We start from the raw sequence: 25,284 nt of genomic DNA, 5'->3' as shown, positions 1-25,284 counted from the left end.
ATCGGGCACCGGACCGCACGAAGGGGGACGTGCTGATGAGCCAGCCGCCCAGCCAGCAACCGCCGCAGGGGGGCTTCGGGGCTCCGCAGGAGCCGCCGCAGGGGACTCCTCAGCCGCCGCAGGACCAGCAGCCGCCGTCCCTGGCCAAGCAGCCGGAGCAGACACCGCCCGCCCAGCCGCCGCAGCCCCCGGCCGGTCCGCCCGCCCAGCCCCCGGCCCCCGCCGGCCCGCCGCAGACACCGCCCCCGGGCGACCCGGCGTACGGCTACCCGCAGGCGCCCCCGGCCCAGCCGGGCTACGGCTACCCCCAGGCAGCGGGCCAGGCGCCCGGCCAGGCACCCGGACAAGCGCCGGGCCAGGCCCCCGGCCCGTACGGCCAGCAGGCCCCCGGCCAGGCGCCCGGCCCCTACGCCCAGCAGCCCTCCGGTCCGTACGGCCAGCAGCCCGGCCCCTACGGGCAGCCCGCCCCCGGCGGCTACGGCCAGCCCGCTCCCGGTCCCTACGGCCAGCCCACGCAGCCCGGTTACGGCTACCCGCAGCAGCAGTACCCCGGCGCCCCCGCGCCCGGCGGAACCGGCGGCGGTCCCTTCAAGGGGAAGACCGGCATCCTCGCCGCGGCGGCCGTCGCCGTCGTCCTGCTCGTCGGCGCGGGCGCCTGGTACGTGGTGAGCGACAGCGGCGACGACCCCAAGAAGCCGGTCGCGGGCCCCAGCAGCGACCCCAAGGCGCCCGAGACGCCCAGCGCCTCCCCCTCGGTCGACGAGGGCGACGGCACCGGCGGCGGCCGGGAGACGGACGACGACCTCAACGCCGGGCGCAAGCCGGGCGAGGCCAAGGTCGCCTGGCTCCAGAAGAACGACGTCGACCTCCCGCGCAACGGCGGCGAGATCCACGGCCCCTGGTTCGTCGGCGACACGATGGTCACGGCCCTGTACCGCGGGATCTCCGGCTACTCCGTCGCCGACGGCAAGAAGAAGTGGACCGTCCCGCTCCCCGCCGACATCTGCGCCACCCCCAACACGGTCGCCCCCGACGGCAAGATCGTCATCGGTATCAAGGACGGCACCACGGACCGCTCCAAGTGCACCGTGATGCAGATGATCGACCTCACCACCGGCAAGGCCGGCTGGAAGGCCGAGGTCAAGAAGGCCGGCGCCTTCGACCTGATCTCCGACATCGGCCTCGCGATCAGCGGGAACACGGTCACCGCCGGGCGGACCAGCTACTCCAACGCCTACCGGGTCAGCGACGGCAAGGAGCTGTTCGGCACCCCCACAGGCAACTGCAAGACCTTCGCCTTCGCCGGCGGTCCGAAGCTGATCGCCGCCGCCAACTGCCGCAACGACGACGCCGACAACCCGCAGCACCAGCTCCAGGAGCTGGACCCGGTCACCGGCAAGGCCAAGTGGACCTACCAGCCGCCGCGCGGCTGGGAGATCAAGAAGACCTACTCGGTGAGCCCGCTCGTGGTCTCGCTGGAGAACCGGAAGAAGAAGCAGTGGTCGGTCGCCGCGTTCACCGACAACGGCAAGCTCCGCTCCCAGCTGAGCCCCGCCAAGGGTGACCTGGTCGTCGCCAACTGCGGCGGTACGTTCGCCATCTTCGGCCAGCAGCTCGAAGGGTGCACCGGGGTCGCCGCCGACGCGAACACCTTCTACATGGCCACCAAGGCCGACGGTACGGGCTCCGGGCGGACGAACAAGGTCGTCGCCTTCGACCTGAACACCGGCAAGCCCAAGTGGACGGCGCCCGCGCCGGCCGAGCGCACCATGAGCCCGATCGGGATGGAGGGCGGCAAGGTGCTGCTCTACCTGGAGCCGCGCTACGACAAGGCCGGGGCCATCCTCACGATCCCGCCGACGGGCGGCGCCACCAGTGTCCTGCTCCAGCACCCGGAGGGGACCAACCGGATCGAGAACAGCCTCTTCGGAGGGCTGACCGCCCGGTACGTGGACGGTCGCTCCTACCTCATGCCCAAGCGGCTCAGCGGCCGCGACGACGGCGAGATGGAGCAGGCGACGGCGCTGGTGTTCTCCAAGTGACCGCCGCCCCGACGGCATCCGAAACCCCCACACAACCCCCGTCTCCCGAGGTACGTACGCGATGACCCAGCCGCCGCAGCAGCCACCCAACGAGCCCCCGAACGAGCCGGCCGACCAGCCGTCGGACCAGGCGGCCGCCAAGGAGCCGAGCCAGCCGGTCCGGCCGAGCGAGCCGGTCCAGCCGGGCGAGCCCCCGGCGGGCCCGCCCGCAGGACCCCCGGCCGGTTCGCCCGCCGGTGGGTTCGGTGCCCCGCAGGACCCGCCGCCCGGTGGGTTCGGTGAGCCGACCCCGCCGCCCGCGGACCCCTTCGCCAAGCAGCCCCCGCCCGCGGCCCCGCCGACCCCGCCGGCCGGTGGCTACGGCTCCCCGCCGCCCCCGCCCGCCGGGGCCTACGGCGCACCGCAGCCCGGCTACCCGACCCCGCCGGCCCCGCAGCCCAACGGCTACGGCTACCCGCAGGCCCCCCAGCCCGGCTACGGCTACCCGCAGGGCGCCCCCGGCCAGCCGGGACAGCCCGGCTACCCGGGCCAGCCCGGTATGCCGCAGCAGGGCTACGGCTACCCCACCCAGCCGATGTACGGCGCTCCGCAGCCCGGCCCGGCCGTCCCCGGCGGCGGTAAGAAGTTCAGCACCCAGATGCAGATCATCGTCGCCGCAGCCGTCGCCGTGGTGCTGATCATCGGCGCGGCCGTCGTCTACAGCGCCACCAAGGACGACGGCGGCAAGGACGACCAGGCCTCCACCTCCGGCGCCACCGGCGGCGGCGAGGGCAAGGGCGCCGAGGGCGGCGGCCTGGCCGGAGGCAGCGAGAAGGCCCCGGGCAACACCAGCTCCAAGGTCGCCTTCCAGCTCCCGCAGCCGGAGGTCGCCACGGTCACCTCGGTCAAGGGCTCCTGGCTCACCGACAAGGCGTATGTGAAGTCCGGCGTCAACGAGGTCGTCGCCCACGACCGCGACACCGGCACCAAGCTCTGGTCCGTGCCGGTCCCCGGCGAGGTCTGCGGCGCCTCCCGCCATATGACCAAGGACTACAGGACGGCGATCCTCTTCAAGGAGGGCAAGCCGACCAAGGAGAAGAAGTACCCCGCGTGCAACCAGGTCGGCGCCGTCGACCTGGCCGCGGGCAAGCTCCTGTGGAGCAAGTCGGTCACCTCCGCCACCGGCGGCGACCGGGCCGTCCAGTTCGACGAGATCACGCTCAGCGGGACCACCGTCGCCGCGGGCGGCACCTCGGGCGGCGCGGCCTTCAAGCTGGAGGACGGCGCCGAGCTCTGGAAGCCGAAGGTCGGCGCCGACCGCTGCTACGACATGGGGTACGCCGGTGGCGAGGCCCTCGCCGTGGTGCGCAAGTGCGGCTCGTACGACAGCCCGCAGCTCCAGATCCAGGCGCTGAACCCGGCGACCGGCGCACCGCTCTCCTCGTTCCAGATGCCCGCGGGCGTCGACTACGCGTCCATCGTCTCCACCAAGCCGCTGGTGGTCGCGGCCAACGTCGGCGACACCGCGGGCGACGGCAGCGGCATCTCCGACTTCTTCTCGATCGACGCGGCGACCGGCAAGCTGATCGTGCGGATCTCGGCCGACGCGGAGAAGTACGCGGCGCGCTGCGGCTCCACCGATGTCGAGAGCTGCCGGGCGGCGGTCGTCGGCAACAACCGGCTCTACCTGCCGACCGAGGACCACGACGGTACGAGCGAGTACGGGGACACCAACGAGGTCGTCGCCTTCGACCTGACCACCGGCAAGCTGCTGGGCGGCCGGGCCGACGCGGGTGAGCGCTACAGCCTGATCCCGCTCCGGATGGACGGCACCAACGTCATCGCGTACAAGCGTCCCCCGTACGACAAGGGCGGCCAGGTCGTCTCCATCGACGGCGAGACCTTCAAGCAGACGCTGCTGATGGAGAACCCGAGCGACGAGTCGGTACGGGACGCGGAGACCCGGTTCACCGCGGACCACTCCGAAATCCTCTACGGCGAGGGCCGCTTCTTCCTCTCGAAGCAGCTGATCAGCGAGCGCCGTGACAGCCAGGCGGACGAGAAGCTCTACCTCGCGGTGGGCTTCCGCACCGACTGACCGCCCGCTCACCCGTAGTTCCGCGACAGCCCTGCCAGTCGGTCACCGATGATCACCGACTGGCAGGGCTGATCGTTTTCCGCCGTTCCCGCGACCCTCAAGTGGCCCTCAATGGCGCAGAATTCGGCATTCACGGGGGCTTCTCCCCCGTAAGGGGCACACGCCGTCGAACAAGCGTGTACCTTGCCGGGTCAGGAGCCCGGGGGGCCGGTAACCAGGGCGTACGGGGCACTTGGAGCTTGATCGATGAGCGTGCGGCTCATGGTGGTCGACGATCACCGCCTGCTCGCCGAGGCACTCGCCTCGGCGCTGAAACTGCGCGGCCACCGGGTGCTCGCGGCGGCCGCCCCGACGGCCGGGTCGGCGGAGCTGGTGGTCAACAGGGCCCCGGAGGTCTGCCTCTTCGGTACGGCCTCGCCCGCCGCGCCGGGGGTGTTCGACCCGATCGTGCGCATCGGCCGGGAGCGCCCGCAGGTCGCGGTGGTGGTCCTCGGGCCGGTGCCGAGCCCGCGCGGGATCGCCGCGGCCTTCGCGGCCGGGGCGGCGGGGTACGTCCGCCACGACGAGCGCATCGAGGGCGTGGAGCGGGCGATGCTGAAGGCGCGGGCGGGGGAGAGCGCGGTCGCCCCGCAGCTGTTGCGCGGCGCCTTCGCCGAGCTGCTCAACCCGGCGGCCCAGCCCGACGACGAGGGCCGCCGCCTGCTCCAGATGCTGACCCCGCGCGAGGCGGAGGTCCTGGTCCGGGTCGCCGAGGGCGAGGACACCCGGCTGATCGCGGCCGGGATGCGGATCGCGCCGAGCACCGCCCGTACGCACGTCCAGCGGGTCCTGATGAAGCTGGGCGTCGGCTCCCGGCTGGAGGCGGCCGCCCTCGCGGCCCGCACCGGGCTGCTGGACCGGGCGGCGGGCAGCAGGAGCGGCGGCGGAGGCAGCGACGGCGGTACGGAGCAGGGGCCGTACGTCCCCGGGCAGCGCGGGTGACGTAGGGCCCCTGCGGGCACGGCGGCCGGGTCCTCAGCCCGCGTCGGGCCCCGGCTCCGGGTCGGGTGCGGCCGGTGCCTCCGCCGGGCGGAGCTTCATCCAGGCCAGGAAGAACAGCCCGAGCGCCAGCATCGCCAGGCCGGTCCACAGGTTGATGTGGACGCCCTCGGCCTTCTTCAGGTCGGCGTCGGACGGGCTGATCCCGGCGATGGTGACGATCACGCCGTAGACCACGAACAGGCCGCCGATGATCCGCCGGATGTCGAAGAGCCGGGCCGCGGTCGCGGACTTGCGCTCCAGTTCGGAGACTTCCTTGTGCAGGTCGGACATGGTGGTTCCTCCGATCGGAACGGGTGTCAGAACGAGTACGGGACGTAGCACAGGGCCGCGAGCACGATCGCGCCCCAGCCGAGCAGGGCGGGCTTGCGGTACCAGGCCTTGTCGGCCTCCTCCAGCGCCTCGTCGGGGTCGGGGGAGACGGTCCCGTACACCAGACCGGCCAGCTCCGCGTCGGGCTTCGGCGCGGTGAAGAGCGTGACGACGACCATGACGACGGCCCCGGCGACGAACCCGACGATCGCGGAGACGAAGTTGGCGCCCTGGTCGGACGGGATGTCGATGACCCCGCCCTTGTAGATCCAGAAGTAGTTGACCATCGCGGCGCCGGTGCCCGCGATCAGCCCCCAGACACCGGACTTCATGGAAGCCCGCTTCCAGAACATGCCGATGATGAAGACGACGAACATCGGGACGTTGAAGAACGAGAAGAGCGTCTGCAAGTAGCTCATGATGTTCGAGAAGCTCGCCGCGATGAACGCCGTGCCGATCGAGGCCAGTACGCCGATCGCCGTGATCAGCCGGCCGAACCTCAGGTAGTACGTGTCCGGCTTGTCCTTCACCACGTACCGCTGCCAGATGTCGGTCGTGAACACCGTGTTGAACGAGGACACGTTGGCCGCCATGCCCGCCATGAACGCGGCGAGCAGACCGGTCACCGCGATGCCGAGCACCCCGTTGGGCAGCAGCTCCTGCATCAGCAGCGGGATCGCGTCGTTGTACGTGAGGTCCGAGTCCGGGGTGCCGATCTGCGGCACGATCACGGCGGCGACCAGGCCCGGGATCATCACCGCGAAGACGATGAAGATCTTCGGGAAGGCGGCGATCAGCGGGGTGCGCTTGGCGGCGGAGAGGTTCTTCGCGGAGAGCGCGCGCTGCACCTCGGCGAAGTTCGTCGTCCAGTAGCCGAAGGAGAGCACGAAGCCGAGGCCGAGGATGATCGTCAGCCAGTTGGCGCCCAGCGGGTTGGCGTCACCGATGCCGGTGCCGCCCCACGCGGTCATGAAGTCGCCGCCGTGCTGCTTGGTCAGCGAGTCGCTCATGGCGTCCCAGCCGCCGACCCTCTTGAGGCCCAGCACGGTGATCGGGATGAGCGCGGCGAGGATGACGAAGAACTGGAGCACCTCGTTGTAGATCGCCGAGGAGAGGCCGCCGATGGTGATGTAGATCAGCACGAACAGGCCCGCGACGACGATCGCGACCCACTGCGGCCAGCCCAGGAGCGCCTCCACGACGATCGACAGGGCGTAGAGGTTGACGCCCGCGATCAGGATCGCCGCGAAGGCGAAGAGTACGGAGCTCAGCAGGTGGGCTGACTTGTCGAACCGCTGGAGCAGGAACTCCGGTACGGAGCGCACCTTGGAGCGGTAGTAGAACGGCATCATCACCAGGCCGAGGAAGACCATGGCGGGGATGGCGCCGATCCAGTACCAGTGGACCACCGCGACGCCGTACTGCGCGCCGGTCGCCGCCATGCCGAGGATCTCGGTGGCCCCGAGATTCGCCGCGACGAAGGCGAGACCGGTCACCCAGGCGGGCAGCGACCGTCCGGAGAGGAAGAAGTCGAGGCTCGTCCTCACACTCGCACGGGCCGCGAAGCCGATGCCGAGGACGACGACGAAGTAGATCGCCAGGATGGCGTAGTCGAGCCCGTTCGTGGGGAGACGGAGCCCTTCGGCCAGTGTCTGCATGGGGGGTACTCGCTTCGTTGCGCGAACTGAACCCGAGGGAACTTACGCCTCTGTGTTCGTTAAATGAACAGTTGCGTTGATGTTCTTTGTTCGATCGTGATCGAGTGCGGGGGAATGTCCGGGTATGCCGTACCGAAGTGGCGCGGGCGACCTGTCGCCGTGGCGGCCATTGACGGGGGTGTTCGCTTGTGATTTGTTATGTGCGTTTATGTTGGTTGGAGGGAACGGGTGGAGGACCCTGGTGAAGAAGACGGTTACGCGTCTGGCCGACGGCCGTGAGCTGATCTACTACGACTCCGAGGACGGCACCGTCCGCGACGCCGTCGACCGGCGCCCTCTCGACGCGGTGTCGACCTCCTCGGAGATCCGCCGCGACCCGCTGCTCGGCGACGCGGTCGCCGTCGCCTCGCACCGCCAGGCCCGCACCTACCACCCGCCGGCCGACGCCTGCCCGCTCTGCCCCACCCGGGAGGGGCGCCTCAGCGAGATCCCCGACAGCCACTACGACGTCGCCGTCTTCGAGAACCGCTTCCCCTCCCTCGCCGGCGACTCCGGCCGCTGCGAGGTCGTCTGCTTCACCTCCGACCACGACGCGTCCTTCGCCGACCTCACCGAGGAGCAGGCCGCGCTCGTCCTCGCCGCCTGGACCGACCGCACCGCCGCGCTCTCCGCCCTCGACCAGGTCACCCAGGTCTTCTGCTTCGAGAACCGGGGCGCCGAGATCGGCGTCACCCTCGGCCACCCGCACGGCCAGATCTACGGCTACCCCTTCGTCACCCCGCGCACCGAGCTGATGCTCGCCTCGGCCGCCCGCCACCGCGCCGGGACCGGCGGGAACCTCTTCGACGACGTGGTCGCCCGCGAGGAGAAGGAGGGCACCCGGGTCGTCCTCGCCACCGACCACTGGATCGCCTACGTCCCGTACGCGGCGCACTGGCCCTACGAGGTCCACCTCCACCCCCGCCGCCGCGTCCCCGACCTGCCCGCACTCGACGAGGCCGCCCGGACAGAGTTCCCACAGGTCTATCTGGAACTCTTGAGGCGCTTCGACCGGATCTTCGGACCCGGCGAACCGCCGACCCCGTACATCTCCGCCTGGCACCAGGCGCCGTTCGGGGTGGACGGCCGGGAGGAGTTCGCCCTGCACCTGGAGCTTTTCACCATTCGCCGCACCTCCGGCAAGCTGAAGTTCCTCGCGGGTTCCGAATCCGGCATGAGTGTGTTCATCAACGACGTGCCGCCGGAAGCCGCGGCCCAGCGACTGCGAGAGGTAGCGAGCGAATGAGCAACCCGAAGAAGAAGTACCTGGTCACCGGCGGTGCCGGTTACGTCGGCAGCGTCGTCGCCCAGCATCTGCTGGAGGCCGGGCACACGGTCACCGTCCTGGACGACCTCTCCACCGGCTTCCGCGTCGGCGTCCCGGCCGGCGCCACGTTCATCGAGGGCCGCATCCAGGACGCCGCCCGCCACCTCGACCCCTCCTACGACGGGGTCCTGCACTTCGCCGCCTACTCCCAGGTCGGCGAGTCCGTCGTGGACCCCGAGAAGTACTGGGTCAACAACGTCGGCGGCACCACCGCCCTCCTCGCCGCCATGCGCCAACACGGCGTGCGCACCCTCGTCTTCTCCTCCACCGCCGCCACCTACGGCGAACCGGTCTCCACCCCCATCACCGAGACCGACCCCACCGCCCCCACCAGCCCGTACGGCGCCTCCAAGCTCGCCGTCGACCACATGATCAGCGGCGAGGCCACCGCCCACGGCCTCGCCGCCGTCTCGCTGCGCTACTTCAACGTGGCCGGTGCGTACGGCAGTTGCGGCGAGCGCCACACCCCCGAGTCCCACCTCATCCCGCTCGTCCTCCAAGTGGCCCTGGGCAAGCGGGAGTCGATCTCCGTCTACGGCGACGACTACCCCACCCCCGACGGCACCTGCGTCCGCGACTACATCCACGTCGCCGACCTCGCCGAGGCCCACCTCCTCGCCCTGGACGCCGCCGCCCCCGGCGAGCACCTCATCTGCAACCTCGGCAACGGCAACGGCTTCTCGGTCCGCGAGGTCATCGAGACCGTCCGCAAGGTCACCGGCCACCCGGTCCCCGAGACCCCCGCCCCGCGCCGAGGCGGCGACCCGGCCGTCCTCGTCGCCTCCGCCGCCACCGCCGTCGAACGCCTCGGCTGGCAGCCGTCCCGCGCCGACCTGGCCGGAATCGTCGCCGACGCCTGGGAGTTCGCCCGCCGAGAGGAGACCACCACCCCATGACCGAGACCGCCGCGCAGACCGGGCCCGACCCCGCCGCCACCTTCACCGAGCTGTACGGGGGTGAACCCCACGGCGTATGGGCGGCACCCGGACGGGTGAACCTCATCGGCGAGTACACCGACTTCAACGACGGCTTCGTCATGCCGCTCGCCCTCCCGCACACCGCCCGCGCCGCCGTCTCCCCGCGCACCGACGGCGTCCTGCGGCTGTACTCCACCGACGTGCCCGGCGGCGTCGTCTCCCTGCGCGTGGAGGAGCTGGCTCCGCACTCCGGCCACGGCTGGGCCGCCTACCCGGCGGGCGTGGTCTGGGCGCTGCGCGAGGCCGGCCACCCGGTCACCGGCGCCGACATCGCACTGACCTCCACCGTCCCCACCGGCGCGGGGCTCTCCTCCTCCGCCGCCCTGGAGACCGTCACCGCGCTCGCCCTGAACGACCTGTTCCAACTCGGCCTGAGCGGACCGGAACTGGCCGTGATCGGGCGCCGCGCCGAGAACGACTTCGTCGGCGTGCCCTGCGGGATCATGGACCAGATGGCGTCGGCCTGCTGCACCGAGGGCCACGCCCTGCACCTGGACACCCGCGACCTCACCCTGCGCCAGGTCCCCTTCGACCTGGCCGCCCAGGGCCTCACGCTCCTGGTCGTCGACACCCGGGTCAAGCACGCGCTCGGCGACGGGGCGTACGCGGAGCGCCGGGCCGGCTGCGAGGAGGGCGCCCGGCTGCTGGGGATACCCACCCTGCGCGACCTCCCGTACGACGGTCTCGACGCGGCCCTGGCCACCCTGGCGGAGGCCGGGGCGGACGAGTCCGTCATCCGTTACGTACGCCATGTCGTCGGCGACAACCGCCGGGTGGAGCAGGTCATCGCCCTGCTGGACGCGGGCGAGGTGCGGGCGGCGGGCCCGGTCCTGGACGAGGGCCACCGCTCGCTCCGCGACGATCTGCGGGTCTCCTGCGCCGAGTTGGACCTCGCGGTCGCGGCGGCACGGGAGGCCGGTGCGCTCGGGGCACGCATGACCGGCGGCGGCTTCGGCGGCTCGGCCATCGTGCTGGCGGAGGCGGCGGAGGCCGACGCGGTGGCCGAGGCCGTCACGAAGGCGTTCGCCGGGGCGGGCCACGCGGCCCCGGGGATCTTCGCGGCAGTCCCGTCGGCGGGAGCGCGCCGCCTGAGCTGAACCGGCCTTACGCGTACGGGCTGTTCAGAGCCGCTTGGTGAGGATGAACTCGGTGACGCCCGGCGGGTAGTCCTCGACCCGGCCGATCTCCTCGTACCCCTGCTTCCGGTAGAAGTCCGGGGCCTGGAAGTCCCAGGTCTCCAGCCGGGAGCGGGTGCAGGCCCGTTCCGTACGGGCCACCCGCTCGGCCTCGGCGAGCAGCCGGGACCCGAGGCCGGCGGAGCGGTGGCGGGCGTCGACCCAGAGCAGTTCGACATGGAGCCAGTACGCCCAGGTCCGCCCGGTCAGCCCGCCGGCGACCGCGCCGTGCCCGTCCAACGCCCAGACCTCCAGCGGGGTTTCGTGCTCGGCGGAGGTGGAGAGCAGGGCGCGCAGGGCGGGGGAGGCCGCCCTGTTGTCGTCGCGCAGACGCCCGCTCAGCAGAACACGACGTTCTCTGTCTACTTCTGTCACAAGACGGAACATGAACCCCACCATAAACACCCGGGTATCCACGCCGGGCCACCAGTTCCGCGAATCGCCTTCCCCCTCCGGCCCCCGCCCGTACGCTGATCCCAGCACCGGTGGGGGCCGGTGCCGAATCAGGGGGCGAGAGAGTCGGGTACGGCGCCCGGAACGGGGTGGCGGGCGGTGCATACGACGGCGGTCGGAGCACCACGGGCCACCCGGAAGGCAGGCCACGGGCCTGCCGGAAGTTCCGGACGCCGTACCCGCAGCTGTCCGCCCCCGCCGATGGGGGTCTCTCTGTGGCTCGAATCCGGGTTCTGGTGGTCGACGACCACCGCATCTTCGCCGAATCGCTCGCGGCGGCCCTCGCGGCCGAACCGGACGTGGACGTGGCGGCGGCGGGCAGCGGCCCGGCCGCGCTGCGCGCACTGGAGCGCGCGACCGCCGAGGCACGCCCGTACGACGTGATCCTGGTCGACGCCGAGCTGGGCGCCCTGGCCACCGGCGGCGCCCCGGCGCTCCCCGCGCCCCGGCCGGAGGAGCCGGCCCTCGTCGACGGGATCTCGCTGGTCGCCCAGGTCCGCGCCGCCCGGCCCGGCGTCCGCTCGGTGGTGCTCGCGGAGAAGGACGACCCGCGGTCCGCCGCCCGGGCGCTCCAGGCGGGCGCCTCGGGGTGGGTGGCCAAGGACTGCTCGCTGCAACGGCTGCTCACGGTGGTCCGGGGCGTGCTGCGCGACGAGACGCATCTGCCGCCCGCGCTGCTGACCGGGGTCCTGCGGGAGCTGACGGCGACCCGCAAGCACCGCACCGAGAGCGAGCAGCTGGTGGAGTCGCTGACACCGCGCGAGCGCGAGGTGCTGCGCTGCATGGTGGCGGGGCTGGGGCGGAAGGCGGTCGCGGAGCGGCTGTTCCTCTCCCCGCACACGGTCCGCACCCATATGCAGAACGTGCTGGGCAAGCTCGGGGTGCACTCGACGCTGGCCGCCGTGGCGCTCGCCCGGCGGGCCGGGGTGGGCCCGGCGGAGCCCGTAACGGTCCGGCTAGCCGGGGATGTTGTCGAACGGGGCAGTCAACTGGCGTAGCAGCCCGGCCAGTTCACCGCGCTGGCGGCGGGAGAGCTCGCCGAGGATGGCCCGCTCCTGGTCGAGGAGCCCGGCCAGCGACTGGTCCGCCTTGTCGCGTCCCTCGGCGGTCAGCCGGACCAGGACACCGCGCCGGTCGCTGGGGTCGGGGAGCCGCTCCACCAGGTTCTTCTTGGTCAGCCGGTCGATGCGGTTGGTCATCGTGCCCGAGGTGACCAGGGTCTGGGTCAGCAGCTGCCCGGGGGAGAGCTGGTACGGGGCACCGGCCCGGCGCAGGGAGGTCAGTACGTCGAACTCCCACGGCTCCAGGTTGTGCTCGGCGAACGCTATGCGGCGGGCCCGGTCGAGGTGGCGTGCCAGACGGGAGACGCGACTGAGCACCTCGAGTGGTTCCACGTCGAGGTCGGGGCGCTCCCGGCGCCATGCTGCGACCAGTCGGTCGACCTCGTCCTCCATGTGGATCAGTGTAGAGGGTCTGTCGACATGAAGTCTCTTGAATTCAAGTGTCTTGACATCAAGATATCGCGAGCGTGATCCTGTTTCCCATGACCCAGCCCACGCCGCCCACGCCGCCCACGAGCGACCCCACCTGGGATCCGCAGCAGTACCTGCGCCACGCGGACCACCGCACCCGCCCCTTCCAGGACCTCCTGGCCCGGATCGGCGACCTCCCCGGCCACCCCGCACCCCGCATCGCCGACCTCGGCTGCGGCGCCGGAAACGTCACCGCCCTCCTCGCCGACCGCTGGCCCGAGGCCCGTATCACCGGCTACGACACCTCCCCGCAGATGCTCGCCGAGGCCGCCGCCCACGCCCGCCCGCCCCACCTCGACTTCGCCGAGGCCGACGCCGCCACCTGGACGCCCACCGAGACGTACGGCCTGATCGTCTCCACCTCCGCGCTCCAGTGGATCCCCGGCCACGCCGCGTACTTCCCCCGCTGGCTGGACGCCCTCGCCCCCGGCGGCACCCTCGCCTTCCAGGTCCCCGGCAACTTCACCGCCCCCAGCCACACCCTCCTGGCCCGCCTCCGCGACTCCGACCGCTGGCGCCCCCGCCTCCATGGCACCGGCGACCGCACCGCCGCCGTCCTGGACCCCGCCGACTACCTCACCCGCCTCCGGGACCTGGGCTGCACGGCCGACGTCTGGGAGACCACCTACCTCCAGACCCTGCACGGCGAGGACGCCGTCCTCGACTGGGTCAAGGGCACCGCCCTGCGCCCCGTCCTCACCGCGCTCGCCGACGACCCCGAGGCCCGCGACGCGTTCCTCACCGAATACCGCGACCTGCTGCGCGAGGCGTACCCACCCGGCCCGTACGGCACGGTCTTCCCGTTCCGCCGCATCTTCGCCGTAGCCCGCAAGCCGTAGACCGAGCCCCGGCCCCGCAAGGAGAAGTCATGACCGCCCCCGCCCATGGTCTGGCCGCCGTCGACCACGTACAGCTCGCCGCCCCACCCGGCACCGAGGACGCCCTGCGCGCCTTCTACGCCGGTGCCCTGGGCATGACGGAGATCCCGAAACCCCCGGTGCTGGCCGCCCGCGGCGGCTGCTGGTTCGCCGCCGGCCCCGTCCAGCTCCACCTGGGCATCGAGGAGGACTTCCGCCCGGCGAAGAAGGCCCACCCGGGCCTGCGCGTCACCGGGATCGTGGAGTACGCGGCCCGCCTGGAGTCCCACGGCGTGCGCACGGAATGGGACGACAACCTCCCCGGCCACCGCCGCTTCTACGCCCACGACCCGGCGGGCAACCGCCTGGAGTTCCTGGAGCCGGACGCGGTGTGAGGCGCCCTACAGCTCCTTGAGCGCGTCCGCAGAGATGTCGATGTCCACGGGGAACGGCACACCCGTCTTCAGCCGGTCGTGATGGATCCCGGTCAGCGCGTACGCCTTCGTCACCGGGTCCAGCTCGTAGACCCGTACGACGGGGTGCTGGTCGGTGCCCGTCATCTCCACCAGCCAGAAGTGCGGGATGCCGGCGGTGGCGTACTTGTGCGGCTTGGCCTCACGGTCGCGGGCCTCGGAGTCGGGGGAGACGACTTCCACGGCGAGGTGGACGTCGGCGGCAGCGTACGACGTCTGCTCCATCCCCTTGGAGTCAGCCTCGCTGCGAATGACGGAGACGTCGGGCTCCGGTCCGTTGCGCCGGTCCAGCACCACGGTCATCTCCCGACGGATCTTCATCTCCGGCGGTGCTGTGCTGCGCAGCCCCGCCACCAGCAGATCGATCACTGTGCTGTGGAACTTGCGCTGCGGACTCACGAAAACCAGGCTCCCGTCGATCAGCTCTGTGTGCGGCGGGAGATCGGGCAGCGTGAACAGATCGTCCACGGTGTATCCGTCCTGCGGGGGCACCGGCCAGGGGGAGCTGTGCGCGGTGGTCGGCTCGGCGGTCATGGTTCCTCCCATGGACGAATCCTCTGCCCTCCCGACCACACTACGGCGGGAAATCCGCACGCGTCATCACCACGGGTGACGACGTGCGGAAGGGTGACGCGATCAGCTCTTCCGGTGCCCTATCAGCCGCGGCTTCGACTCCAGGTTCTCCAGCCCGTGCCAGCACAGGTTCACCAGGTGCGCCGCGACCTCCGCCTTCTTCGGCTTGCGGACGTCCAGCCACCACTGGCCGGTCAGCGCCACCATCCCCACCAGCGCCTGCGCGTAGAGCGGGGCCAGCTTCGGGTCGAAGCCGCGGGCCTTGAACTCCAGGCCCAGGATGTCCTCCACCTGCGTGGCGATATCGCTGATCAGCGAGGCGAACGTGCCCGTCGACTGCGCCACCGGGGAGTCCCGGACCAGGATCCGGAAACCGTCCGTGTACGACTCGATGTAGTCCAGCAGCGCGAACGCCGCCTGCTCCAGCAGCTCGCGCGGATGACCCGCCGTGAGCGCCCCCGTCACCATGTCCAGCAGCTGGCGCATCTCGCGGTCCACGACCACCGCGTACAGGCCCTCCTTGCCGCCGAAGTGCTCGTACACCACCGGCTTGGAGACCCCGGCGCGGGCCGCGATCTCCTCCACCGACGTGCCCTCGAACCCCTTGTCGGCGAAGAGGGCACGGCCGATGTCCAGCAGCTGCTCGCGGCGCTCCTTGCCGGTCATCCGGACCCGGCGGGCCCGCCGGGACGGGGAAGGTCTGCTCTTCTCGCTGCTGGAGTCGGTCGCCACGTCGTCAATCATGCCGGGTCGGCCGGTACGGACGTGCGCCGGGAGTCGATACGTGCGGCGTCCGGCCACCGCACGTCGTACGCCCAGCCCAGCTTCTCGAACCAGCGGATCAGCCGGGCGCTGGAGTCGATCTGCCCCCGCATCACCCCGTGCCGCGCGCTGGTCGGGTCCGCGTGGTGCAGGTTGTGCCACGACTCGCCGCACGACAGCACCGCCAGCCACCACACGTTCCCCGAACGGTCACGGGACTTGAAGGGGCGCTTGCCGACCGCGTGGCAGATCGAGTTGATCGACCACGTCACGTGGTGCAGCAGCGCAACCCGTACCAGCGAACCCCAGAAGAACGCCGTCGCCGCGCCCCACCACGACATCGTCACCAGACCGCCCACCAGCGGCGGGATCGCCAGCGAGAGGATCGTGAAGGAGAGGAAGTGGCGCGAGATGCCCCGGATCGCCGGGTCCTTGATCAGATCGGGGGCGTACTTCTGCTGCGGGGTCTGCTCCTCGTCGAACATCCACGCGATGTGCGCCCACCACAGGCCCTTCATCAGGGCCGGCAGGCTCTCCCCGAACCGCCACGGCGAATGCGGGTCGCCCTCCGCGTCGGAGAACTTGTGGTGCTTGCGGTGATCGGCCACCCACCGCACCAGCGGCCCCTCCACCGCCAGCGAACCCATCACGGCCAGCGCGATCCGCAGCGGACGCTTCGCCTTGAACGAACCGTGCGTGAAGTACCGGTGGAAACCGATCGTGATGCCGTGGCAGCCGATGAAGTACATCGCCACCATCAGCCCGATGTCCAGCCAGCTCACCCCCCACCCCCATGCCAGTGGCACCGCCGCCAGCAGGGCCACGAACGGCACCACGATGAACGCCAGCAGCGCGAACTGTTCGACCGACCGCTTCTTGTCCCCGCCCAGCGTGGCGGGCGGAAGGGTGGAGGCGGTGGCGGTGGTGGATGGGTCGGTCTCGTCGATCACATCAGGCGTGGACGGCATAGGGGAGTCCCCCGGAGGGTGAGGAAGCGGTGCTCGGACGGCCGTGGCTACGGTTCCGTAACCTACGGCTTGGTAAGTATGACAGTGACGGGACCCACAACACGAGAACCCGGTCCAGCCCGTCGTACGCGGTAGTCCGCCTGCCCGACGGGTAGGGCACTGGGTGCCGACGCTGTTCTCCTGCCCCCGCCAGGGCTGCGGACACGCCGAAGGCGACGACACCTATCCTGGAAGGGTCGGACAGCGCGGTCCGCACCCGCTCGTCGGGGCGTGGCGACAGCACCGCTGCCAGCCGCAGGGCCCCGTACCCCGCCCAGCGCTCTCCCACCGCCATCAGCACCGTCACGGGAGACGCCGAAGCGACGCACCTCCTCATTCACTGCAAGGAGCCGCACACTGTGAGCAGTGCCGACCAGACCCCCGCCGCCAGCCCCGAGCTGCGCGCCGACATCCGCCGCCTCGGCGACCTCCTCGGCGAGACCCTCGTACGCCAGGAAGGCCAGGAACTCCTCGACCTCGTCGAGCGGGTACGCGCCCTGACCCGCACCGACGGCGAAGCGGCGGCCGCACTCCTCGGCGACACCGACCTGGAGACCGCCGCACAGCTCGTGCGCGCCTTCTCCACCTACTTCCACCTCGCCAACGTCACCGAGCAGGTCCACCGCGCCCACGAGATGCGCGACCGCCGCGCCGCCGAGGGCGGGCTCCTGGCCCGCACCGCCGACCGGCTCAAGGACGCCGACCCCGAGCACCTGCGCGAGACGGTCAAGAACCTGAACGTCCGGCCGGTCTTCACCGCCCACCCCACCGAGGCCGCCCGCCGCTCCGTCCTCAACAAGCTCCGCCGCATCGCCGAGCTGCTTGAGACCCCGGTCATCGAGGCCGACCGCCGCCGCCACGACCTCCGGCTCGCCGAGAACATCGACCTCATCTGGCAGACCGACGAACTCCGTGTCGTCCGCCCGGAGCCCGCCGACGAGGCCCGCAACGCCATCTACTACCTCGACGAGCTGCACGCCAACGCCGTCGGCGACGTCCTCGAAGACCTCGCCGCCGAGCTGGAGCGCGTCGGCGTCGAACTCCCCGCCGGCACCCGCCCCCTCACCTTCGGCACCTGGATCGGCGGCGACCGCGACGGCAACCCCAACGTGACCCCCGCCGTCACCTGGGACGTCCTCATCCTCCAGCACGAGCACGGCATCACCGACGCACTCGAACTCATCGACTACCTGCGCGGCCTGCTCTCCAACTCCATCCGCTACACCGGAGCCACCGACGAGCTCCTCACCTCCCTCCAGGCCGACCTGGAACGCCTCCCCGAGATCAGCCCCCGCTACAAGCGGCTGAACGCCGAGGAGCCCTACCGCCTCAAGGCCACCTGCATCCGGCAGAAGCTCGTCAACACCCGCGAGCGCCTCGCCAAGGGCACCCCCCACCGCCCCGGCTGCGACTACCTCGGCACCTCCGAACTCCTCGCCGACCTGGCCCTCATCCAGACCTCCCTGCGCGAGCACCGCGGCGGCCTCTTCGCCGACGGCCGCATGGACCGCACCATCCGCACGCTCGCCGCCTTCGGCCTCCAGCTCGCCACCATGGACGTACGCGAACACGCCGACGCCCACCACCACGCACTCGGCCAGCTCTTCGACCGCCTCGGCGAGGAGTCCTGGCGCTACGCCGACATGCCCCGCGACTACCGGCAGAAGCTCCTCGCCAAGGAGCTCCGCTCCCGCCGGCCCCTCGCCCCCACCCCGGCCCCCCTCGACGCGGCCGGCGAGAAGACCCTCGGCGTCTTCCACACCATCAAGGAAGCCTTCGAACGCTTCGGCCCCGAAGTCATCGAGTCCTACATCATCTCCATGTGCCAGGGCGCCGACGACGTCTTCGCCGCCGCCGTCCTCGCCCGCGAGGCCGGACTCCTCGACCTCCACGCCGGCTGGGCCAAGATCGGCATCGTCCCGCTCCTGGAGACCACCGACGAGCTCAAGGCCGCCGACGTCATCCTCGACGCGATGCTCGCCGACCCCTCCTACCGACGCCTCGTCTCCCTGCGCGGCGACGTCCAGGAGGTCATGCTCGGCTACAGCGACTCCTCCAAGTTCGGCGGCATCACCACCTCCCAGTGGGAGATCCACCGCGCCCAGCGCCGCCTCCGCGACGTCGCCCACCGCTACGGCGTACGCCTGCGCCTCTTCCACGGCCGCGGCGGCACCGTCGGCCGCGGCGGCGGCCCCTCCCACGACGCGATCCTCGCCCAGCCCTGGGGAACCCTGGAGGGCGAGATCAAGGTGACCGAGCAGGGCGAGGTCATCTCCGACAAGTACCTCATCCCCGCCCTCGCCCGCGAGAACCTCGAACTGACCGTCGCGGCCACCCTCCAGGCCTCCGCCCTGCACACGGCCCCCCGCCAGTCCGACGAGGCCCTCGCCCGCTGGGACGCGGCCATGGACACCGTCTCCGACGCCGCCCACAGCGCCTACCGCAAGCTCGTCGAGGACCCCGACCTCCCCGCCTACTTCCTCGCTTCCACCCCGGTGGACCAGCTCGCCGACCTGCACCTGGGCTCACGGCCCTCCCGCCGCCCCGGCTCCGGCGTCTCCCTCGACGGCCTCCGCGCCATCCCGTGGGTCTTCGGCTGGACCCAGTCCCGCCAGATCGTCCCCGGCTGGTACGGCGTCGGCTCCGGCCTCAAGGCCCTGCGCGAAGCCGGACTCGACACCGTCCTCGACGAGATGCACGAGCACTGGCACTTCTTCCGCAACTTCCTCTCCAACGTGGAGATGACGCTCGCCAAGACCGACCTGCGCATCGCCCGGCACTACGTCGACACGCTCGTCCCCGACGAGCTGAAGCACGTCTTCGACGCCATCGAGGCCGAGCACGCCCTGACCGTCAGCGAAGTCCTCAAGGTCACCGGCTCCACCGAACTGCTCGGTACCAGCCCGGCGCTCCAGCAGACCTTCGCCATCCGCGACGCCTATTTGGACCCGATCTCCTACCTCCAGGTCTCGCTGCTGGCCCGCCAGCGCCAGGCGGTCGAACGCGGCGAAGAGCCCGACCCGCTGCTCGCCCGCGCGCTGCTGCTCACCGTCAACGGTGTCGCGGCGGGCCTGCGCAACACCGGCTGAGTACGCCGTACGGCGAACGGGGCGGCCCTGCTACAGCGCGACGAACGTCGCCACCAGCAGGGCCGCCCCCGCCGCTCCGACCCCCCACGCCGTACGCGTCATCCGCAGCCCGCCGCCGATCACGAACCCGGCCAGCACCATCGCCCCGCTCAACGGCATCCAGGCATGCAGAAATCCCGGCACCCCCGTGCGGACCACCGCATCGGTACCGGGCTTCACGACCACCGGAAACCGGTCGCCCTTCTCCGCCGCGACCGACCGCTCCACCGTCACCCGCGCCCGCGCCGCCGACGTGGCGTCCGGCTCGTACCGGCCGGTGCAGGTCTCCCGCCCGCACTCCGTCACCGTCAACGTGCCGTGCTCACGCCCCTTGGCCAGGACGACATGGTGCGCGGTGGCCCACGACGACCACACCCCCGCGACCAGCAGCACCAGGGCCACCAGCCCCATCACCGTCCGACGGCCCACGAGCGCCGCACGCTGGGAAGAGCTCCGCTTCATGGGGGCAGATCCTTGGCCAGAGCACAGCCCCCGGTCAACCTGTGGCCGAAAAACGCCCCACGAGGGAAGGCAATGTCAGGAGTTGTACGCGGCAGGGGAGTGCGGGGCGAGAGTCAGGGGCCGTACGCGGCAGGGAAGCGCGGGCCGGACGTCAGGAGTTGTACGCGCTCTGCGCCCGCTCAAGCCCCTCCGCCAGCAGACACTCCACCGAGTCCGCCGCCCGGTCCACCAGGAACGCCAGCTCCTTGCGCTCCACCGACCCGAAATCCTTCAGCACGAAATCCGCGACCTGCATCCGCCCCGGCGGCCGCCCGATCCCGAACCGCACCCGGTGATAGTCCGGACCCATCGACTTCGTCATCGACTTCAGCCCGTTGTGCCCGTTGTCCCCGCCGCCCAGCTTCAGCCGCAGCGCCCCGTAATCGATGTCCAGCTCGTCATGGATCGCCACGATGTGATCGGTCGGCACCTTGTAGAAGTCCCGCAGCGCCGTCACCGGCCCACCGGACAGATTCATGTACGGCATCGGCTTCGCCAGCACCACCCGCCGGCTCCCCGGACCCGGCGGACCGATCCGCCCCTCCACCACCTGCGCCTGCGCCTTCTGCGCCCGCTTGAACTTCCCGCCGATCCGTGTCGCCAGCAGATCGGCCACCATGAACCCGACGTTGTGCCGGTTCGCCGCGTACTCGGGGCCGGGGTTGCCGAGGCCCACGATGAGCCAGGGGTCGGTGGCGTCGGACATCAGCGCTCGGTCTCCTCGTACAGGTACAGGGGATGGCAGGCGAACGGGGCGGCGGCTCCCCCGGAAGGGAACCACCACCCCGTCAGTCAAGCAGGTGGAACGTCAAGCAGATGGAACGGGAGCGACGAGGGCTCAGGCCTCGGCACCCTCGGCCTCGGCGGCCTCGTCCGCGGACGGCTCCTCGGCCTGCGCGGCGACGACCTGGATCACGATGGCGTCCTCGTCACCGGCGAGCACGGAGCCCTTCGGCAGCGGGATGTCCTTGGCGGCGATCGAGGCACCGGCGTCCAGGCCCTCGACGGAGACCGTCACGGACTCGGGGATGTGGGTGGCCTCGGCCTCGACGAGCAGCGTGTTCTGCACGAACTCCAGCAGGTTGGCGCCCGGCGCCAGGTCGCCCTCGGCGTGCACCGCGATCTCGACGTTGACCTTCTCGCCGCGCTTCACGGTCAGCAGGTCGACGTGCTCGATGGTGCCCTTGAGGGGGTGACGCTGCACGGCCTTCGGGATGACCAGCGTGTCCTTGCCGTCGATCTCCAGGCCGATGAGCACGTTGGCCGTACGCAGGGCGAGCAGCAGGTCGTGACCCGGCAGCGTGATGTGGACCGACTCGGCGCCGTGGCCGTAGACGACCCCGGGGACCTGGTTGGCACGGCGGATACGGCGGGCGGCGCCCTTGCCGAACTCGGTACGGACCTCGGTGGCGAGCTTGATCTCAGCCATGGTTGCACTCCTCGTCAGGTGGCGGAACCGTCGGAAACGGATCTCGAACGGTCACCCGGCCCACGACAGGCCTGCTACGAAGAGCGCGTCGATAACGGAGTGTCCGTACACACGGGTACGGCCTCCCTCGCCGAGCAACTCGGTGAGTCTACCCGGCGGGGAGGCCGTACCCCAAAGTGGATCAGCGGGGACCGCTATCGGACGGTCAGCCCTGCTCCTCGAAGAGGCTCGTCACCGAACCGTCCTCGAACACCTCACGCACCGCACGCGCGATCGTCGGCGCGATCGACAGCACCGTGATCTTGTCCAGCTCCAGCTCACCCGGGGTCGGCAGCGTGTCCGTGAACACGAACTCGCTCACCTTCGAGTTCTTCAGCCGGTCCGCCGCCGGACCCGACAGCACACCGTGCGTCGCCGTCACGATGACGTCCTCCGCACCGTGCGCGAACAGCGCGTCCGCAGCGGCGCAGATCGTGCCACCGGTGTCGATCATGTCGTCGACCAGCACACAGACCCGGCCCTCGACGTTACCGACGACCTCGTGGACGGAGACCTGGTTCGGCACGTCCTTGTCGCGGCGCTTGTGCACGATCGCCAGCGGCGCGTCCAGCCGGTCGCACCAGCGGTCGGCGACCCGCACACGGCCCGCGTCCGGCGACACGATCGTCAGCTTGGAACGGTCGACCTTCGCGCCCACGTAGTCCGCCAGGATCGGCAGCGCGAACAGGTGGTCCACCGGGCCGTCGAAGAAGCCCTGGATCTGGTCCGTGTGCAGATCGACCGTGAGGATCCGGTCCGCACCCGCCGTCTTCATCAGGTCCGCGATCAGACGCGCCGAGATCGGCTCACGGCCGCGGTGCTTCTTGTCCTGGCGGGCGTACCCGTAGAACGGCACGATCACCGTGATCGAACGGGCCGACGCGCGCTTCAGCGCGTCCAGCATGATCAGCTGCTCCATGATCCACTTGTTGATCGGAGCCGTGTGGCTCTGGATCAGGAAGCAGTCCGCGCCACGTGCCGACTCCTGGAACCGCACGTAGATCTCACCGTTGGCGAAATCGAAAGCCTTCGTCGGCACGAGACCGACACCCAGTTGATGTGCGACCTCCTCGGCCAGCTCGGGGTGGGCGCGGCCGGAGAAGAGCATCAGTTTCTTCTCGCCGGTCGTCTTGATCCCGGTCACAGCACAGTCTCCTCAGACGTGTATCTGGCGCTGCACGCATAGGTCCCGATGTGCAACGAGCCAGCCGAAATGGGTGAGCATCTATCACGGTACGCCGTCACCGGCGCACCTGTTTCCGGTCAGCTTTCGCCGTCGGCTCCCTGCGACGACGCCTGAGCAGCCTGAGCGGCGGCGCTGCCCGGACGCTTCCGGGCCACCCAACCCTCGATATTCCGCTGCTGGCCCCGGGCCACGGCGAGCGAACCGGAGGGGACGTCCTTCGTGATGACCGACCCGGCGGCGGTGTAGACGCCGTCCCCGACCGTGACGGGTGCCACAAACATATTGTCCGAACCGGTACGGCAGTGAGAACCGATCGTCGTGTGGTGCTTGGCCACCCCGTCGTAGTTCACGAAGACGCTGGCGGCACCGATGTTGGTGTGATCGCCGATGGTCGCGTCACCGACATAGCTGAGGTGCGGGACCTTGGTCCCCTCGCCGATCGTGGCGTTCTTCATCTCCACGTACGTACCGGCCTTGGCCTTGACCCCCAGCCGCGTCCCCGGCCGCAGATACGCGTACGGCCCGACGGTGGCCCCCGGACCGATCTCGGCCGAGTCCGTCACGGAGTTGTCGACGCGGGCCCCGGCGTGCACGACGGTGTCCTTGAGACGCGAGTTCGGCCCGACTTCACTGTCCTCGGCGAGATGCGTGGAGCCGAGCAGCTGGGTCCCCGGGTGCACGACCGCGTCACGCTCGTACGTCACCGTCGCGTCGATCAGCGTGGACGCCGGGTCCACGACGGTCACGCCGGCGAGCATCGCCCGCTCCAGCAGCCGCTCGTTCAACAGGCGGCGTGCCTCGGCGAGCTGGAGCCGGTTGTTGATGCCGAGGATCTCGCGGTGGTCGCCCGCCACGGACGCCCCGACGCGGTGCCCGGCCTCGCGCAGGATGGAGAGCACATCGGTGAGGTACTCCTCGCCCTGGCTGTTGTCGGTGCGCACCTTGCCCAGCGCGTCGGCCAGGAGCGACCCGTCGAACGCGAACACCCCGGAGTTGATCTCCGAGATGGCCCGCTGCTCGTCGGTGGCGTCCTTGTGCTCCACGATCTCGGTGACCGCACCGGAGGCCGCGTCGCGCACGATGCGCCCGTAACCGGTGGAGTCGGGGACCTCGGCGGTCAGGACGGTCACCGCGTTGGCGTCGGCGGTGTGGGTGGCGGCGAGCGCGCCGAGCGTCTCGCCGGAGAGCAGCGGGGTGTCGCCGCAGACGACGATCACGGTCCCGTCGACGACCCCGCCGAGCTCCTCCAGCCCCATACGGACGGCGTGCCCGGTCCCGTTCTGCTCGGCCTGGAAGGCGGTGCGCACGGGGGCGTCACCGGCGTTCAGGTGCGCGGTGACCTGCTCACTGGCGTGGCCGACGACCACGACGAGGTGCTGGGGGTCCAGCTCACGGGCGGCGGCGACGACATGTCCGACGAGCGAGCGCCCGGAGATCTCGTGCAGGACCTTGGGGGTCTTCGACTTCATGCGGGTGCCCTCACCCGCTGCGAGGACGACGACGGCTGCCGGGCTGGTTGCGCTCACGGATGTGCCCTTCGGCTTCGGGTGGTGGTCATCCGCAGGATACCGGGGGTGTTTCCGGTGGAAACGGGGGCGGGCCCCGACCGGTGTGGTCGGGGCCCGATGCGTGAGCTCCGCCGGCTGGATTCGAACCAGCGTCTCAAGGCTCCAAAGGCCTGCGGGATGCCGCTACCCCACGGCGGATCACGCCTCAACCCTACCGGGTCGATCACCCTCCTCGAGCCGGGAGGTGGCCCCTTCGGCGATCCCCGACCACCACCCTTCGATCCGGCGGTAGAGGGTGGCGCCCTTGGCCACGCGGATCACCAGGCACCCCCGGTAGGCCTCGCCCACATTCTTCCGAACGGTCCTCGGATTGTGCTTCTTGAGGGTGGTCTTCCGGAGGTCGGACACCTCGATGCCGACCAGGTCGGCCCAGTAGAGCTCGGCCGCGGGGACATCGGCCGTCTCATGGATCATGACCCGGTAGGAGAGGCGGTCCCGCCCCACCTCCAGCAGATCCAGCCACGCCAGGTAGACGGCTATGACGCCCGGGTCGCTGTTGATGAACGTGACGTTCTCCCGCCGGTCGTAGACCTTGTCCTTGCCCCCCTCCGCCCAGTACAGGGCGACGCCGGTGTAGAAGAGCTCCTGGTCCGACATGGCCACGGTCTCGTTCCGGGCGGCCGCTTTCGTCCGCTGCCGCTCGGCGTCGCGCACCGCCAGTTCGTGGTCCCAGCGCATACGCCCCGCAAGGCGCGCCTGTTCGATGGCGCTACGGCTCCGCTCAGGCTTCGGCAGATCCCGCACCCAGAGCGAGATCGACCCCTTGGAGCACCCCAGCTCCACCTGGATCTGGTCGTACGTCATGCCCTGGAGGCGCAGCTCCCTGGCCTTCGCCCGTACGTCGTCCTTGGCGCGGGGCCGCTTCGTCCACTCCGGGGCGGGCTCGCCCTGGAGGAGGCGGTTGAGGATGTCGTTGTTGTCGACGTGGAGGCGGTCGCGGATCTGGCGGCGGCTGAGCCCCTCCCGCCGCAGCGCCACCGCCTGGGCGCGGAGGCCCTCGAAATCGGCGTACTTGCTTGTGGTCTCTGTCATACGGAGAGCGTCGTCCGGTATGCGGACGCTCGCGTCGAAAACACGGTCGATTCGCCATTTCAGGCGATCGGCGTGTGTTTCGTGCTCGTTCGAACGCGG

General features: G+C 70.9%; 23 protein-coding genes and 1 tRNA gene. 10 read left to right on the top strand and 14 right to left on the bottom strand.

Annotated elements, in window-relative coordinates; translation table 11 throughout:
* Positions 1–35: 35 nt before the first annotated feature.
* The 3 genes from GTY67_RS12540 to GTY67_RS12530 all read left to right on the top strand — a co-directional run bounded on the left by GTY67_RS12540 (position 36) and on the right by GTY67_RS12530 (position 5,100).
* On the top strand, positions 36–2,042 hold the full coding sequence (locus tag GTY67_RS12540) for a PQQ-binding-like beta-propeller repeat protein (RefSeq protein ID WP_202461416.1): 2,007 nt from the start codon (positions 36–38) through the stop codon (positions 2,040–2,042).
* A 61-nt stretch (positions 2,043–2,103) separates the two neighbouring features.
* Positions 2,104–4,119: a PQQ-binding-like beta-propeller repeat protein gene (locus GTY67_RS12535; protein ID WP_161278692.1), complete on the top strand. Its 2,016-nt coding sequence runs from the start codon at positions 2,104–2,106 to the stop codon at positions 4,117–4,119.
* A 246-nt stretch (positions 4,120–4,365) separates the two neighbouring features.
* Entirely contained in the window at positions 4,366–5,100 is a 735-nt protein-coding gene (locus GTY67_RS12530; RefSeq protein ID WP_161278691.1) for a LuxR C-terminal-related transcriptional regulator, read from the top strand.
* A 33-nt stretch (positions 5,101–5,133) separates the two neighbouring features.
* On the opposite strand, the gene GTY67_RS12525 is transcribed toward GTY67_RS12530, so the two are convergent.
* Together GTY67_RS12525 and GTY67_RS12520 are read right to left on the bottom strand one after the other, a co-directional pair.
* Positions 5,134–5,430, bottom strand: a complete 297-nt coding sequence (locus GTY67_RS12525) for a hypothetical protein (RefSeq protein WP_093685800.1) — start codon at positions 5,428–5,430, stop codon at positions 5,134–5,136.
* A 26-nt stretch (positions 5,431–5,456) separates the two neighbouring features.
* Positions 5,457–7,127 carry a sodium:solute symporter family protein gene (locus GTY67_RS12520; RefSeq protein ID WP_093685799.1) on the bottom strand — a complete coding sequence of 557 codons (1,671 nt, stop codon included), beginning with the start codon at positions 7,125–7,127 and terminating at the stop codon, positions 5,457–5,459.
* Positions 7,128–7,368: 241 nt separating this feature from the next.
* Between GTY67_RS12520 and galT the strand changes: the two genes are divergently transcribed.
* Genes galT through galK form a run of 3 tightly spaced genes read left to right on the top strand, consistent with a single transcriptional unit; the run spans position 7,369 to position 10,567 of the window.
* On the top strand, positions 7,369–8,412 hold the full coding sequence (galT, locus tag GTY67_RS12515) for a galactose-1-phosphate uridylyltransferase (RefSeq protein WP_161278690.1): 1,044 nt from the start codon (positions 7,369–7,371) through the stop codon (positions 8,410–8,412).
* Positions 8,409–9,389 (top strand): UDP-glucose 4-epimerase GalE, encoded by a 981-nt coding sequence (gene galE / locus GTY67_RS12510; protein WP_093685797.1) that lies wholly within the window; start codon positions 8,409–8,411, stop codon positions 9,387–9,389. The genes galT and galE overlap by 4 nt, the downstream gene beginning before the upstream one ends.
* Positions 9,386–10,567, top strand: coding sequence for a galactokinase (gene galK, locus GTY67_RS12505; RefSeq protein ID WP_161278689.1), 1,182 nt, complete (start codon positions 9,386–9,388; stop codon positions 10,565–10,567). The genes galE and galK overlap by 4 nt, the downstream gene beginning before the upstream one ends.
* Positions 10,568–10,591: 24 nt before the next feature.
* On the opposite strand, the gene GTY67_RS12500 is transcribed toward galK, so the two are convergent.
* Positions 10,592–11,032, bottom strand: coding sequence for a GNAT family N-acetyltransferase (locus GTY67_RS12500; RefSeq protein ID WP_093685816.1), 441 nt, complete (start codon positions 11,030–11,032; stop codon positions 10,592–10,594).
* A gap of 281 nt (positions 11,033–11,313) precedes the next feature.
* On the opposite strand from GTY67_RS12500, the gene GTY67_RS12495 reads away from it, so the two are divergent.
* Complete coding sequence (locus GTY67_RS12495) at positions 11,314–12,096, top strand: response regulator transcription factor (protein WP_161278688.1); 783 nt, start codon at positions 11,314–11,316, stop codon at positions 12,094–12,096.
* Here the strand turns inward: GTY67_RS12495 and GTY67_RS12490 are convergent.
* Positions 12,055–12,552 (bottom strand): MarR family transcriptional regulator, encoded by a 498-nt coding sequence (locus GTY67_RS12490; protein WP_093685794.1) that lies wholly within the window; start codon positions 12,550–12,552, stop codon positions 12,055–12,057. The two genes, GTY67_RS12495 and GTY67_RS12490, sit on opposite strands and share 42 nt — an antisense overlap.
* Positions 12,553–12,641: 89 nt before the next feature.
* On the opposite strand from GTY67_RS12490, the gene GTY67_RS12485 reads away from it, so the two are divergent.
* Both GTY67_RS12485 and GTY67_RS12480 read left to right on the top strand, forming a co-directional pair.
* Complete coding sequence (locus tag GTY67_RS12485; RefSeq protein ID WP_161278687.1) at positions 12,642–13,469, top strand: trans-aconitate 2-methyltransferase; 828 nt, start codon at positions 12,642–12,644, stop codon at positions 13,467–13,469.
* A 29-nt stretch (positions 13,470–13,498) separates the two neighbouring features.
* Positions 13,499–13,882: a VOC family protein gene (locus GTY67_RS12480; RefSeq protein WP_093685792.1), complete on the top strand. Its 384-nt coding sequence runs from the start codon at positions 13,499–13,501 to the stop codon at positions 13,880–13,882.
* Between the two features lie 6 nt (positions 13,883–13,888).
* Here GTY67_RS12480 and GTY67_RS12475 read toward each other — a convergent pair whose 3' ends face one another.
* The 3 genes from GTY67_RS12475 to GTY67_RS12465 form a co-directional block, all read right to left on the bottom strand.
* Entirely contained in the window at positions 13,889–14,494 is a 606-nt protein-coding gene (locus tag GTY67_RS12475) for a Uma2 family endonuclease (RefSeq protein WP_093685791.1), read from the bottom strand.
* 102 nt (positions 14,495–14,596) lie between these two features.
* Positions 14,597–15,277 carry a TetR/AcrR family transcriptional regulator gene (locus GTY67_RS12470; protein WP_176727325.1) on the bottom strand — a complete coding sequence of 227 codons (681 nt, stop codon included), beginning with the start codon at positions 15,275–15,277 and terminating at the stop codon, positions 14,597–14,599.
* Positions 15,274–16,263 (bottom strand): fatty acid desaturase, encoded by a 990-nt coding sequence (locus tag GTY67_RS12465; protein ID WP_161278686.1) that lies wholly within the window; start codon positions 16,261–16,263, stop codon positions 15,274–15,276. The genes GTY67_RS12470 and GTY67_RS12465 overlap by 4 nt, the downstream gene beginning before the upstream one ends.
* A gap of 398 nt (positions 16,264–16,661) precedes the next feature.
* Between GTY67_RS12465 and ppc the strand changes: the two genes are divergently transcribed.
* A complete protein-coding gene (gene ppc / locus GTY67_RS12460; RefSeq protein WP_093685789.1) occupies positions 16,662–19,391 on the top strand; it encodes a phosphoenolpyruvate carboxylase in 2,730 nt (909 codons plus the stop codon).
* 30 nt (positions 19,392–19,421) lie between these two features.
* Here the strand turns inward: ppc and GTY67_RS12455 are convergent, their stop codons facing one another.
* From GTY67_RS12455 to GTY67_RS12425, 7 genes are all read right to left on the bottom strand, one after another.
* Positions 19,422–19,892, bottom strand: a complete 471-nt coding sequence (locus GTY67_RS12455; protein WP_161278685.1) for a hypothetical protein — start codon at positions 19,890–19,892, stop codon at positions 19,422–19,424.
* A 151-nt stretch (positions 19,893–20,043) separates the two neighbouring features.
* Positions 20,044–20,637: an aminoacyl-tRNA hydrolase gene (pth, locus tag GTY67_RS12450; protein ID WP_161278684.1), complete on the bottom strand. Its 594-nt coding sequence runs from the start codon at positions 20,635–20,637 to the stop codon at positions 20,044–20,046.
* A gap of 132 nt (positions 20,638–20,769) precedes the next feature.
* Positions 20,770–21,360 (bottom strand): 50S ribosomal protein L25/general stress protein Ctc, encoded by a 591-nt coding sequence (locus tag GTY67_RS12445; RefSeq protein ID WP_093685786.1) that lies wholly within the window; start codon positions 21,358–21,360, stop codon positions 20,770–20,772.
* Between the two features lie 205 nt (positions 21,361–21,565).
* Positions 21,566–22,543: a ribose-phosphate diphosphokinase gene (locus tag GTY67_RS12440; protein ID WP_030568593.1), complete on the bottom strand. Its 978-nt coding sequence runs from the start codon at positions 22,541–22,543 to the stop codon at positions 21,566–21,568.
* Between the two features lie 119 nt (positions 22,544–22,662).
* Positions 22,663–24,111 carry a bifunctional UDP-N-acetylglucosamine diphosphorylase/glucosamine-1-phosphate N-acetyltransferase GlmU gene (gene glmU, locus GTY67_RS12435; RefSeq protein WP_161278683.1) on the bottom strand — a complete coding sequence of 483 codons (1,449 nt, stop codon included), beginning with the start codon at positions 24,109–24,111 and terminating at the stop codon, positions 22,663–22,665.
* Positions 24,112–24,219: 108 nt separating this feature from the next.
* Positions 24,220–24,291: transfer RNA gene (locus GTY67_RS12430), tRNA-Gln, on the bottom strand.
* On the bottom strand, positions 24,292–25,185 hold the full coding sequence (locus GTY67_RS12425) for a hypothetical protein (RefSeq protein WP_093685784.1): 894 nt from the start codon (positions 25,183–25,185) through the stop codon (positions 24,292–24,294). It lies immediately after the preceding tRNA gene.
* Positions 25,186–25,284: the final 99 nt, after the last annotated feature.

This window comes from Streptomyces sp. SID8374 (assembly GCF_009865135.1).
In the GTDB taxonomy this organism is placed as follows: Bacteria; Actinomycetota; Actinomycetes; order Streptomycetales; family Streptomycetaceae; genus Streptomyces.
The sequence above is the reverse complement of the archived record's forward strand: the minus strand, read 5'-3'. Positions and strand labels throughout refer to the sequence as shown.